The sequence below is a fragment of the Streptomyces sp. NBC_00872 genome (genome assembly GCF_045161915.1).
GTDB lineage: Bacteria > Actinomycetota > Actinomycetes > Streptomycetales > Streptomycetaceae > Streptomyces.
The window spans coordinates 746,136-759,146 of the sequence record NZ_CP108806.1 but is presented as its reverse complement, the minus strand read 5'-3'; the positions used below and the strand labels follow the sequence as shown (position 1 = coordinate 759,146).

5 protein-coding genes are annotated in these 13,011 nt (G+C 71.1%); 1 reads left to right on the top strand and 4 read right to left on the bottom strand.

What is annotated here, in order from left to right; genetic code table 11:
- Window positions 1-9 precede the first annotated feature (9 nt).
- The gene (locus tag OG214_RS03235) at window positions 10-1,161 is read left to right on the top strand and encodes an FAD-dependent monooxygenase (RefSeq protein ID WP_363083088.1); all 1,152 of its coding nucleotides are present in this window, start codon (window positions 10-12) and stop codon (window positions 1,159-1,161) included.
- 152 nt (window positions 1,162-1,313) lie between these two features.
- On the opposite strand, the gene OG214_RS03230 is transcribed toward OG214_RS03235, so the two are convergent.
- The 4 genes from OG214_RS03230 to OG214_RS03215 form a co-directional block, all read right to left on the bottom strand.
- A complete protein-coding gene (locus tag OG214_RS03230) occupies window positions 1,314-2,708 on the bottom strand; it encodes a hypothetical protein (protein WP_405983697.1) in 1,395 nt (464 codons plus the stop codon).
- Window positions 2,709-2,794: 86 nt separating this feature from the next.
- On the bottom strand, window positions 2,795-6,571 hold the full coding sequence (locus OG214_RS03225; protein WP_405983696.1) for a hypothetical protein: 3,777 nt from the start codon (window positions 6,569-6,571) through the stop codon (window positions 2,795-2,797).
- A gap of 2 nt (window positions 6,572-6,573) precedes the next feature.
- On the bottom strand, window positions 6,574-8,937 hold the full coding sequence (locus tag OG214_RS03220; RefSeq protein ID WP_405983695.1) for a hypothetical protein: 2,364 nt from the start codon (window positions 8,935-8,937) through the stop codon (window positions 6,574-6,576).
- Window positions 8,934-13,004, bottom strand: coding sequence for a DUF6603 domain-containing protein (locus OG214_RS03215; RefSeq protein WP_405983694.1), 4,071 nt, complete (start codon window positions 13,002-13,004; stop codon window positions 8,934-8,936). The genes OG214_RS03220 and OG214_RS03215 overlap by 4 nt, the downstream gene beginning before the upstream one ends.
- Window positions 13,005-13,011 lie beyond the last annotated feature (7 nt).

Genomic DNA, 13,011 nt, shown 5'->3' with positions numbered 1-13,011 from the left:
CATCGAGGCATGCGAATTCTGGTTGCTGGCGGCAGCATCAGTGGTCTGGCCACAGCGGTTGCTCTGGGAAGGCGAGGCCATCACGTTGTTGTGCTGGAGCAGCGACCGGTCTTCACCGAAGGCGGGCTGGGAGTCCGGCTGGTGCCCCGCACCTTCCAGTTGCTGGACCAACTGGGAGTCGGGGACGCTGTACGGGAACGGTCGCTGATGATCGACGATTTCCACGTCATGGACGGCTCGACCGGGGAACTGGTCACCTCGGTGGCATTACCCGGGTGCCGTCGGCGCTCGTGCCCGGCTCACGCGACGGCTCACCGGCTCGATGTGTACGAACCGCTGCTCGAAGCCTGCTGGGATGTGGGTTCCGTTCAACTGCGCACAGACAGCCGCGCGGTCGGCTACACCCAGCACGGTGAGTCGGTGACGGTCGCGCTCGCCGACGGACGCACTGTCACGGGGGACGCTCTGATCCTCGCGGATGGCGCCCGCTCCATCGCCCCCAAGGATTCGGAGTGGGCCGGTGATGTCTCAGAAGGGGAAGTCGCGGTCTATCGCACCGTCGTTCCCATGGAATCGGCGGTCGGCGCACGGCAGGAGGCCGCGGCCACTTCCTGGGTGGGGAGCGGCTGGCATGTGTCGCACTACCCCTTGCCCGACTACGGGTATCTGAGTATCTCCGCCACACGGCACTGTCACACCGGTGCCCGCCTCTTCGGCGCGCGACTGGATCTGGAACAGGTGCTGGCGGCCTTTCCGGAGATCGGATACGCGGCGCGCAACGTTCTGACGATGGGGGAGTACTGGCGGGCGTGGACGGTCCGCCGGCGGGAGAAGACGTCAACCTGGGCATCCGGCAGGATCGCCCTGGTCGCCGACACCGCGCATCCGGCACGTCTGCTTGAAGCGTCGGGTGTGCATCACGCGTTGGAGGACGCCGTCGCACTGGGGGAGTCGGACACATCGGGCGCCGGGGTGAGAGGGTGGCTCGCCGACTACCACGCCCGACGCAGTGAGCAAGTGCGTCAGGTCCACGCGGAAATCCGGTCCGGACACCGGCACTGCGATGAGGCCGACGGCCGGACCCTCGCTCCTCACCTCTCCTCGCCGGACACGGCCCCGAATTGCCCGAAGCCGCTTCTGACGTCGGGGCTGCGATCGTGAGTTGACCGGTCCCGGGGCGTGTTCGACGCCCCGCCCGGCCCGTGACGCCCGGCACGTACACGCGTCCTCGCACTCGCGGTCGTGCCGGGCGCCGTGATCGGCGATCAGGGGCAGCACGGCCGGATGACCGAACGGCCGTAGAGGGCGCGGTCTCAGTCGCGCGAGACCCGCCAGGAGGACTCGACCACACGGTCGCCCGGGTTCCACACAGCCGTCGTACGGCGGTTGTCGCTGACGAACATGGTGGCGTAGAGCCAGCCCTCGTAGTACGTGTTGTTGAGTCCGATGTCGTCGCCGTCGGCGAGGACTCCGCTGCCGCCGCGCTTGATGTCCTTCTCCACGCTCAGCCCTTCCCGGATGACGAAGTCGTTGTCCGAGAGCACGTCGACCGAGCTGTTGACGGAGATCTTCTCGCCGTACGGGCCGCGTAGTTCCCGGATCCGGACGTATTTGTCGTCGCTGACGGCGGTGACATAGCCGTTGGCGGTCAGATCGCCGTTGACGGTGAGATCGCTGTTGGCGGTCAGGGAGTCCTCCACGGTCAGGTATCCGCTCACGTCGAGCCTGCCCCGGGCCGTGGTGTCGCCGTCGACGCTCAGGTCGCCGAGGGCGCTCAGCGTTTCCTCCACGTAGAGGCGGGAGCGCACGGTGGTATCCCCGTCGATGGTGATATCGCTGCCGGCGGAGATGCGCCCGCTCACGTCGAGCCCCGAACGGGCCGTGATGTCGTCCCGGACGGTCAGTCCCTCCAGGGTCGGGTCGGTGATGGTGAGGGTGAGGGTGGCGTACTGGTAGATCGGCTCAAAGCCGCCCCCCTCGGTCTCCGGGGACATGGACGCCACCAGCGTGAAGGTGGTGTCCATGCTGATGACGCCGTAGCCGATGGGGCAGTAGGTCTCGGGCCCTTCCTGGACGAGATCTCCGTCGCCGTCGTACAGCCGGAAGTACGTACCGTTGCTCTCCCAGGTGAGGCGGACGGAACTGCCGCTGGTGAATTTCGTTCGCGGGACGGTGGCCTCGCCCTCACCGCGCGCCAGGAAGCTGTGCAGATAGAACACGGGCTCGGTGACGGTCAGGGTCAGCACGCGTGACTTCTTCGTGTAGCCGTCACGGTCGGGCGTGGTGCCGGAGTGCTCCTGGAGGTAATAGGCGAGCGGGCCGGTGGAGGCGCTGAGCGGGCCGCTGAGGCCGAAGTCCAGGGTGTCGCCGATCAGGTCGTACTCCTCGTCGGCGGAGCGGAAGGTGGCGCGGTAGAACTTGCCGCTCTGGGCCAGGCCCAGCTCCTCACCGGTCACCTGGAGGAGGGACGCGACGGTCCACTGGCCGCTGCTCGTCGAGAAGTTCGGCTGCTCGGTGAAGTACGCGCCCCCGCCGTGATCGTCGGCCGGGACGGCTATCTGGATCTGGTCGCAGTAGACATCCTGCTGGTCGTCGGTGACGGCGAGGTTGACACGGCCCTGGGTGGGGGTTCCCGGGCTGCTCGCCTGGAGCGGTGCCGGGCTGGTGGAGGTGCGGTAGCCGAGCAGGAGGTTGGGCTGGTCGGGCATGACGGGGCCTCCAGATACATAACGGGACCGGGAAAGGTCGGACTGCTGCTCCTAGCTGGTTCCAACTGCTGTCACTGCTGCTGTTGTTACTGCTGCTCCTGCTCGGGTTCGGGTTCGGTGAGGAAGCGGAGCAGACCGTCTTCGAGCAGGTGGGGGCCGCCCTCGAACTGCGCGTTCGGCAGCGGCTGGGCCAGTTCGTACGGCGTCCAGGGGCCCGGCGCCGGACCGGGACGCAGCCAGGACCAGGTGCCGTGCTTGCCGCCCGGCAGGGGGAAGGTGATGGTGCGGTCGTGTTCGCCGGTGAGGACGGGACCGAAGCGGAAGAGGGCCTGGAGATGGCGGAGTGCTTCGTCGATGTGCCGCGACGGGACAGTGACGGTGGCGGTGGGGGTGATCCCGCAGACGGCGTGGACGGCCGCGCGCGGGTCGAGGAGCAGGAGCAGCCTGGTGGGGGCGGGGTCGCCGAAGGTCAGACGGAGGTAGTTGGCGTCCTGCGGGGGGTTCTCGGTGCCGGGCTGGCCGATCCGGGTGATGTGGTCCTGCTCGCCGTCGGGAGCGGTGACGCTGTCGAAGCGTTCGTAGTCGTAACCCCCGTCGGGGGAGGCGCGGTAGAAGCCGATGAGGCCGTCGTCGCGGGCGGGCTGGTCGCCGAGCCGGACGGCGAATTCTTGGGAGGTGAAGGCGGGTGGTGGCGGGTCGAGGGTGGCCGCCCAGCCGGTGTCGCGGATAGGCGGTCCGTCGAGGGTCAGCCGGAGCTGGGCGTGGACCAGGGCCAGGGGCCGCCCGATGAGGACGGACAGGTTCTGGTCGGCGCGCCGGCCGAGGGGGTCGGTGGTCCACAGGGTGGAGTCGATGACATCGAGGAAGGCGGTGAGGTTGGCCTCGGTGGCGAGTCCGCGGGAGCGGAGGAGGCCGGCGACCGCCGGGGCGAGCGCTTCGACCTGGTCGAGGGTGGTGACCGTGCCGTCGGGCGGGGGCTCCCACTGGCCGGTGCGCAGGCCGTCGGGGCCGGTGAGCAGCCGGTAGGTGCCGAGGAGCCGGCCTGTCGGGTCGTACAGCAGCAGACTGTGGTCGAGGTGGTTGGGCAGGAGCCAGCCGGCGACGGGGCTGGGGTCGGCGGCCGTGTCCACGACACGGGTGCCGGTGGGACCGTCGAGGAGTTCGAAGTCGAGCCGGGCGGGCTGGAGGGGGCGCGGCGGCAGCTGGGCGACGGCGGCGACGGTGGGGACCAGCGAGGTCTCGGTGGTGAGGGCGTCGTCGATCGTGAGCGGGAAGCCCCGGTAGTCGTGCAGGCCGCCGTACTGGAGGTCGGGGCTCACGACGTCGAGGACGCGGCCGAACTTGTCGTAGAGGAAGAGTTCTTCGATGTAGATCTGTCCCTGCCGGGTCTCGTGGAACGTGGCGCTGTCGCCTCCGGGGAGGTAGGGGACGCTGGTGACCCGGCCCCGGTAGCGGGCGGGCAGGCCGTCCTCGGTTTCGGCGTCGGGGTAGCCGGCGAGGCCGACGATGTCCGGGGAGCCGGTGTCGTGGGCGGTGGGGCGGCGGAAGGCGCGCGTGTCGCGGGCGGCGAGGCGGTCGTTGAACCCGGTCAGCTCCTGGGCGAGGAAGCCCCAGTCGCCGATCGCCGACAGCCAGGTGTCGAGTTGTGCGCGCTGGTCGGTGGAGCCGTGGTGGGAGACGAACTCCTTCAGCCGGGCGGCGAACAGGGAGCGGGGGTGCGGGCCGAGGGCGGAGATGCCCTTGACGGTGACCGGCTCCGATTCGATCGCCGCGTCCGGTGTGCAGCGGTAGTCGGTGCCGTCGAAGGCCCAGCAGCGCCGGTCGCCGACGGTGTGGGGGATGTGGCGGTAGGCGGCCTTCCACTCCATGAACAGCGGTTCCCAGGGCTGGGCCCAGGGGTCCAGTCCCAGCGCGGGCAGGGCGCCGGTGTAATCGGCGGGGCGGTGAGCCGCGAGGGCGGCGGTGACCTCGTCCACCGTCAGACCGGTGGACCCGGCCAGCGCGGGGGCGTTGCCCGGGTCCAGCAGGAAGTACTCCGCGAGCAGCCCGGGAACCTCGGGCGGAAGCGCGCCGAGGCCCGGGAGGGCGGGCATCGGGCCCTGTCCCGGTGCCGCGGTGACGGCTCTTCCCCGGATCGTGACGGCGCTGACCAGCGGGGAGGCGTCGTCGGTGAGCGGCCGTACGGGCACGGCCTCGTCGGGGACGGTGGCATCGGCCGGGGGACGGATCCCGGACAGGCTCACCACGGGGTTGCCGCTGTGCCAGTACGGGGGCCTGGGTACGGCCTTGAGCGTGGCGCCCTCGGCCAGCCCCTTGGCCTGGGCGAAGGAGCGGATCCCGGCGAGGAGCGCGTCATGGGCGTTGGCATGGGGCCCGGACCGGTCCGGCTGGGGCACCTCGGCCGCCTGGGCGCGGGCCTGGACGGTCTTCACGCGCACCGTGTGCGCGAGGGACCCCTCTCGGGTGGGGTCCAGTTCCGCCCGCATCAGCTCTTGGTCCGGCGCGTCGCCGGGGGGCGGGAACAGTACGTCGGCGAGGCCGTTCTTCAGCCACAGGGCGTTCAGCCGCCACTGGAGCGCGTGCACCTCGCCGAGCTGCTCGTCCAGCCGCCGCTGGTCCTCGTTGAGGGTGGCCAGCCAGCCCGGCGGGGTGAAGGGCTCCGGCGTCGTTCCCCCGTCCGCCGCGTCGGCGGGCGGCGGGGCCACGGTCCAGCGGTATCCCCCCGACGAGGCACCGAACGAGGCGCCGTGGACACCGCGGCGTACCCGCTCGTCGCCGCCCTTCTCGTCGGCGACGGACAGCAGGTTGTGCAGGAACGCGCGAAGCAGCTGCATGTCCGCGGCGGCGGGCCGGGCGCCGGCGGCGTGCAGCGCGTGTCCGGCGAGCGCGGTGAAGGCGTCCTCGGTGGTGTTGCCGATGGCGACGTCGAGCGCGCCGTTGTCCTGGATGGTGTGGAGGGGGTCGGGGGCGGGAGCCGTGGTGGCGGCCGGATTCCAGGGGACGGTCAGGGCCAGGCCCCGGTAGAGGCTGCGGACGGCCGGGGCGACGGAGGGGTCCAGGGCGGGGTCGCCGGTCAGGCGCGGGTCCTGCCAGCCGAGGTGTGCGAGCTGGTCGGCGTAGGAGGTGCCGGGCGGGCGTGAGGCGAGCACATCGGCGTCCGGGTTGGAGTACCAGCCGATGACCTGATAGCCGAGCGTGTCCGCCGAGGTGAGGTCGGAGAGGTCGTCGAGGAAGGAGAAGACGTTGGTGTTGTGCGGGGTGTAGGTGGTGAAGTACGGGTCGCCGGTGTTCATGGTGGTGAGGAACAGCGGGTCCCGCGCGGCCCGTTCCGTCCAGGGCGTCGTGTCGGTGAGCGGGAACGCGAGCCCGATATGGACCTGGGAGGCGTTCGATGTCCTCGCGCTGCGGTAGGCGTCGGGGCTCGCCCGCCAGTCGCGGAGGATGTCGGCGGTGACCAGGTAGGGGCTGGAGTGCTCGACGGGATGGTCCTCCTGGCGGGCGTAGGGCGTGTGCGGGCAGTCGCTTTCGATCACCCACGCCTTGGCGCGGCGTGTGGTGGTGCCGCTGAAGCGGGTGACGAGCCACCGGTTGGGCACCAGCGGGTAGCGGACCTCGCCGGTGGCCGGGTCCTCGACGCCGTGGCGCAGCCCTCTGGGCAGCGTCCAGTGCAGGTGAACCCCTGTGTGTGCGAACAGCGGGTCGTTGCTCTGCCGGTCGCCCTCGTCCGGTTCGGGGCTCTCGTAGTCGTCCAGGGCCAGGTAGTTCTGGCGCCAGGTGCGGAAGCCGTCCTGGCGCAGGAGGGCCGCATTCACCACAAGGGCGTCGAGGGAGACGGGGACCACGAGGGCGGGGCGAGTGCTCATCATCAGCCTCCTTCGGGACCGTTGAAACGGATGGCCTCGGGGACCTTGACCATCTGCATCGCGAGATCGGCGGGGCCGACCGGGCCGACGGTGGTGCCGTGCGCGGCGTCCAGGGCGGCTGCCAGCGCGGGGACGAGCGAGCCGATGTCCAGGACCCGGACGTGTCCGTCGGCGGAGGGGCGGAGATGGTCCAGGACGGGGAAGGTGACATCGGGGCCGAGCTGCTCACCGAGCGGCAGGTCCCGGCCGGAGTGCGGCGACGGCAGCATGTTCCGCAGCGGGATCAGACCGTCGTCCTCGACACCGAACCGGAAACCTTCCTGGGGTTCCCCGAGTTCGACCGCCGCGGGCACTCCGTCGAACAGGCACAGCAGCACGGTGGGCGAGAGATGGTCCATCCGCAGTACCGGAAGCGGCTCGCCGGTCCGGTCGCTGGCCCGTACGGCGAGATTCGGCCAGCCGGAGACGAGCGCCGAGCGCAGCAGCAGACCGCAGACGGAACCGGGGGCCGGGGCCGGCGTGTCCGGCGTCTCGCCGTCGGGGCCAGCGCGCTGGGTATCGCGGTGCCCGGCCGCCTCGGAGGCCGCCGCCGCGCGGACGGCGGCGGCCACGATCCGGTCCTGGAGGGTGTCGCGGCTGGACTGCGCGCCGATGCCGAGGGCCCCGCCGACCAGCGCGTCCAGCCAGTTCGGGTCGGCGTGGAAGAAGCGCAGCGACTCCGGCGGCAGCATCCGCTCGTCGGGCACCAGATGGGTGAACGGCACGGGGTGGAGCAGCAGGAGCCGTCCCAGCCAGTTCACGACGGGGGTGAGGTGTTCCTTGAGGCCGTCGTCCTCCTCCAGCGCCCGCGTGACGGCCGCGCGGGCGGCGTCGGACCGCAGGAAGTCGCTCAGTTCCTGGGTCGGATCGCCCGGCGGGGCCGCGGGCGCCGGCGGCGACCATGTGCCGTCGGGGCTTGTCGGCGGCGCGCCCAGGGTGGTGAGCAGATGGCCGTCGAGGAGCGTGCCGAACGCCGCGCGCGCGGTCGAGGGCCGCCGCGGGTCACCGAGGTCCGGCGGCAGATGGCTGCTGGTGGCCTGGTGGTAGAGCGTGTCGGCGAGGTCGCGGGTGGCGTGTTTGAACGCGATCAGGTGCTGGGCGAACGGGGCGTCGGCCAGGGCGAGCGCCCGGCCGGTCTCGAACGCGGTGGCGAGCGACACGTCGAAGCTGCCCCAGGCGGGGTCGTAGCCGATGAGGGAGTCCGCGGTGGTGGCCGTCGCCACCCGGTCGGTCGCCAGGGGCAGTACGGGGGTGAGCGGCCCGCGGTACCAGCCGTAGGTGGTCTCGCCCGACCGGGTCAGATACGGCAGCGGCACATAGCCGTCGTTGATCCGCCGGGCCACCTGCCGCCGGGCGGCCGGGGTGTCGCCGGTGTCCTGGTACGGGGAGGTGAGCTTCAGCCACATCTCCTCGCGGGTCGCCGGGCGGGAGCCGTCCGGGGTGCGGGTGAGCCCCTCGGCGAGGGCGCGGAAGTGCGCGTTGCCGTCGGGGTAGGCCCAGAACGACCAGCTGCACAGGGACAGCAGCGCGACCGACGTACGGCCCTGGAAGTCCGGATCGTCCACGAGAATCCTCTCGTGGCCCTCCAGGGAGACCAGGTGCACGATGTTCTTGGTCGCGGCGTCGGGGGGTGAGCCGGGCGGGGCGGCGGCCGGGAAGCGGTTGGCGACGACGACGGAGAACAGTCCGTCCTCCTCGATGCCCAGGATGGGCCGGTCCCCGGTGTTGGCGCCCCGGCTGTGGGCCAGGTACCGCATCTCGTCCAGTCGGGGCGCCACCTCGGGGAACACCGCCGTGGGGACCTCGATGAAGTCGCACGGATCGTCCTGGCCGATGTCGGCCTCCAGAGGCGGGTCGGGTTTGAGTACGGCGGGGTCGGGGGCGAGGAAGCCGCCCACCGTGGTGGAGACCGTGCGGGTCGGGGCGGTCGTGCCCCCGATGAGCTGGTCGTCGGTGAGGACCAGCAGCGCCAGCCACGGAGTGGTCCGCGACGCCCCGCGCAGCGGGCGCTCCCACGGCAGCAGGGGGTCGCCGAGGACCAGATGCGGCAGGACCTCGGCGAAGCGGCCCCCGGAGGCCTCCGGGGGTTGTCTGGCGACCACCGCGGTGGTGTCGATGGCCACTTGGGGCGCGCGCACGGTGAACCTCTGGACGGCCCGGAACGGGACACCGACGACCTGCGCGTTCTCGTCCGCACTGGTACGCAGTGTGTGGGTGGCCTCGATCCGGTAGTCGCCCGCGGGCAGGGCGGGCAGATAGTGGTCGTGCAGCTCGATGTCTCCGACGGGGATGGTGTCGCGGGCGGGGTGCTGCGGGCTCGGGCTCACGTCCGGCTCCCTGGGTCCTGGGACGGGTTCTGGGCCATGGGGGCCTGGCTGTAGAAGTGGCCGGCTCCCGCTGCCAGGGCGGTCAGGGTGTCGCCCCCGCCGGTGAGCAGCTTGGCGTCGGCCAGGGCCGCGTACACCTGGTCGCGTCCGGTTCTCGCCTCGCCGCGGTCGGTGCGCCCGATGAGGTCCACGCAGGAGCTGTCGGGTACGGAGACGAAGTCGCCGTTGGCGGCGGGGTGCTGGGGCAGGGGCGCCAGGCCGGGCGGGATCTCGTCCGCCTCGTACTCGCTGAGCGGGAAGACCCCGCGCGAGGCTGCCAGCTCGGGCCGGGGCGCCTGGATGTCGTAGCCGACCGGCCGGCCGGGGAGCACATCGGCGCTGGGCGCGCCGGGGGTCTGGCTGAACGGGACCGGTGGGGCGCCCCACAGCGACGCGGGAAGGGCATGGGTGCGGGGGGCCGGTGTCCAGCCGTCCATCGCCGTGAGCGTGTCCTCGTAGTACAGCTTCAGACGGTGCTCACCGACCAGGCCGGTGCGGTTCATGGGCCGGATGTCGACCCCCGGCCCGTCACCGGACTCCGGTGAGGCGAGCGGGGCCTGTCCCACCCGCAGATGGCTGGCCGGCACCGCGGACTGGGTGAAGAAACGCAGGTCGCGGGAGCGAGCGAGCCACACCTTCCCGCTGTTGCCACGATTTCCGGCGGTGTCGTCGATGGTCTTGTCCACGCCGCTGACCGGCGCGATGGTGACGACTTCCTCCGGCTTCGGCAGCATGCTGCCGAACTCGTCCCATCCCAGCGACTTGGTGCCGGTTCCGGAGCGCCCGGGACCGAAGCTGATGGTCTTGGAGAAGCACGCGAAGTGCGCGGTGACCGAGCCGCCGGTCGGCGGCCCCCACAGCTCCAGGGTCGCGCCGACCGACGCGCTGATCGTCTTATGGATGAACCCGACGTCGACCTGGTAAGAGGCGCCGATACTCACCGAGATGCGCGCGTTGAAGAAGAACGGCCGCCAGGACAGCAGCACATCCGCCTGGGCGGTGAACCACGCCCGGAAGCCGCCCGCGTGGAAGACGATGCTGAGCCTGGCGCCGGCCATCGCGCACGACGGCGTCACCGCGAGATACGCCTGCGCGGTGATCGACACATTGTCGCTGACCGCCCAGTCGATGCCGAGCCGTGGCACATCGGGGTAGTAGGAGGGGCGCTGGAACGCCGGGTGGTAGCCGCCGAGGGTGATCACGAACTGTCCGGCGTTGGGGTTGGACCCGAACCACACCGCGCAGGCGAACCCGCCGGTGAGGTGGCAGGCGGGCGTCAGTACGTACGAGGCCGGGGACAGCTGCGCGGACAGCTCGAAGCTGCCGCGGAGGGGACGGATGACCGCTTCCAGGCCCAGTTCGGCGTAGACGTAGGTGCGGGTGGCGGACTCGGCCGGCATCGGCAGCTGGAGGGTCGCGATCCCCAGCACGGCCAGCGCCAGCTCCTGGCCGAACTCCGCGGCCAGCAGCACCTTGGCGTTGACCACCTCGGCCACGGTGAACTCCACCCCCAGAGCCAGCCAGTAGGAGCCCTGCCGCGGGGCGATCCACTGCCTCGGCCGGGAACCGGACACGGCCGGCTCACGCCCCTCCAGGACGTCCAGTACGTGGGAGGGCTTCTGCCCGCCGGAGCCGGGCCCCTGCTTGTTCAGGATCAGAAGGGGGAAGCCGGATACCTCTCCGGCGCTCGGCAGTGCCAGCTCCCGGTTGAAGCCGAACCCGGCCATCAGCCCGGTGACCAGGATCGGCGGGGGGCCGCCGATGGGCGCCTCCAGCTGGGCGAAGACGAACAGCGACGGCTGGCCGTTCTTCAGTTGCGCGTAGGAGCCGACGGCCGCCAGCGAGAAGCTCGGCAGGGCGACCGTCGCCGTGCCGTCGAACTGGAAGGCCACCCCGTCGGCCAGTTGGGCGTCGGGGATGTGCAGCAGGGCCCCGGAGATCTCCACCGGAGGAGCGGCGTAGCCGAGCCCGAGGCCGTCGAGGTGGAAGGTCGGTGCGAACCTGTCCAGCGGTGAGCCGACCGCCAGACCGTCCAACGAGAGGCTCAGCGGGCCCAGTTGGACCCCCGCGTCCAGGGCGAACAGCAGCGCGTTGTGCTGGTACAGCACACCCACCCGGTTGATCTGGACCACACCGAGCTGCTTCTGCACCGTCACCCACACACCACTGGAGACCGGCGCGCCGGATTTGCCGGGGGCCGGGGGAGCACCGGGGGCAGGGGTGTCGGGCGTCGCAGGGGTGTCAGGTGCCGTGGGGGCGGTGGGGGCTTGGGGGGCGGCGGGCTGTCCGCCTCCTCCCGAGGGGCCCGGGGACCCGGAGGGCAGGCCGAGGGCGACCGGTGTGGTCTCCTGCCCGATCCGCAGCTCGGCCAGGGCGGCCGGCCCCGCCTTCAGCCCGGCCGCCGGAAGGGGCACCACCCCGGCCTGCTCCAGCAGCCCGTTGACCGAGGCGGCCGTCGCGGCGTCGAAGAGACCGGAGGAGTAGAGGACCTGGAGGTTCTCCACGCTCAGCGTGCCCGCCTCCGACAGGAATCCGCCGACGAGCGGAAGCTGCGCGAGATCGATGCCCGCCGAGAGGTCGATACCGACAAGGAACCGCGCCGGGCCGTTCGGGGGCTTGACCCGTACGAACTTGGCGTCCTTCAGCCCGATGCGCAGACTTTCGGGGATGTCCGCCGCCAGATCGGCGGAGAAGTGCGCGACCCAGTCCCGCAGAACGACCTGGGCGCCCTCCTGGGCACCGCGATAGGTCGCGGCGAGCATGTCGGTGCCGGACTTCTCCTTGTCGAAGACGACATCGAAGGAGAAGCCGTCGACGGACAGCGTCCCGCCGTACCGTGTCGTGGAGCTGTCGCGGGTGACCGTCAGCCCGAGCGAGGCCGTGACCCCGTCCGCGATGGTGATCTCTCCTCGGCAGAGGAAGTCGAAGACCTGGGTGCCTGTGGTGTGGGAGAGCCAGAGGCTGGTGAGTTCCAGCGTTCTGAGCGGCTGCGGCACATCGGGCAGACGCAAGGCGTCGATCACCTCGCCCACGCCGATGGACCCACCCGCCACGATGCCGCCGCTGAGGGTCCAGCCGCCGGTCGCGCCCCCGAGCTGCGCGGCGGAGACATCGATGCTGATCGATGAACCGATCTCGACGGTGCCCGCGACGCCGGCCACGAACTTCTGGACCTCGTCGTAGTACAGCTCCAGGGACAGGGCCGTGACCGCGAAGGGGCCGATCTCCCAGTCGCCCGTGGCCTTCATCCGGACGATGTACGCCTCCCCGAGGGCGGCGGCGAACGACAGCTCGCTGATGGCCGCTGCTCCGGGCACATCGCCCACGGGCATGCCGAACGACTCCAGCAGCGACCGGACATCGAGCGGCTTGTGATCGCGCAACGCACCGGTGACGCGCAGATCGGGCAGCCACAGGGCGATGTCCAGCGGGAGCGCCTTGATGTCGAGCGCGGCGACGACCGCCATGGACGTCACCTCGTAGCCGACCGGTGCGGCTCCTTTTTTCCTCACCAGGCGGTAGTCGAATCCGGCGACATCCCGGAGAGCGAAATCGAATTCGCGCAGCCCGTTCCGGGCGCTCTGCCACACGGTCGTGTCGGAGAGACGTCCGCCCAGATCCTCCAGCGCGCCGGCGAACGCCCCCGACTGCCGCGGCCGTACGGCGGCGGTCAGCCGTCCGTCCTCGTCCGCGGTCACGGTGGACACGACCTCGACCTGGTCGAACGTGCCGCTGAGCGTCATGGTGACGGAACCTTCCGCCGGCACGGTCACCGTCACACCGGTCACCGTGAGCGTCACACGCCCATCGGCGGGCCAGGCGGCGGACGCACAGGTGAGCGTGAGCGTCAGTTTCGTACGTTCGTCATCGACCTGCGGTTCCCCCGAGCCGGCCGCGCCCTGGCAGGTGCCGTTCGTGAACGTGGCCAGCATGTCCCGCAGTTGCGTGGGAAGCGCGTCGTCCGCGGCGCGTAGCGCCGGCGGCTTCCCCAGACTCGATATATGCGTTTTCAGGGCATCGAGATCCACCGAACCC

Coding starts and splice junctions, on each gene's coding strand:
- OG214_RS03235 (WP_363083088.1), top strand. CDS start 10: ATGCGAATTCTGGTTGCTGGCGGCAGCATCAGTGGTCTGGCCACAGCG.
- OG214_RS03230 (WP_405983697.1), bottom strand. CDS start 2,708: ATGCCCGACCAGCCCAACCTCCTGCTCGGCTACCGCACCTCCACCAGC.
- OG214_RS03225 (WP_405983696.1), bottom strand. CDS start 6,571: ATGAGCACTCGCCCCGCCCTCGTGGTCCCCGTCTCCCTCGACGCCCTT.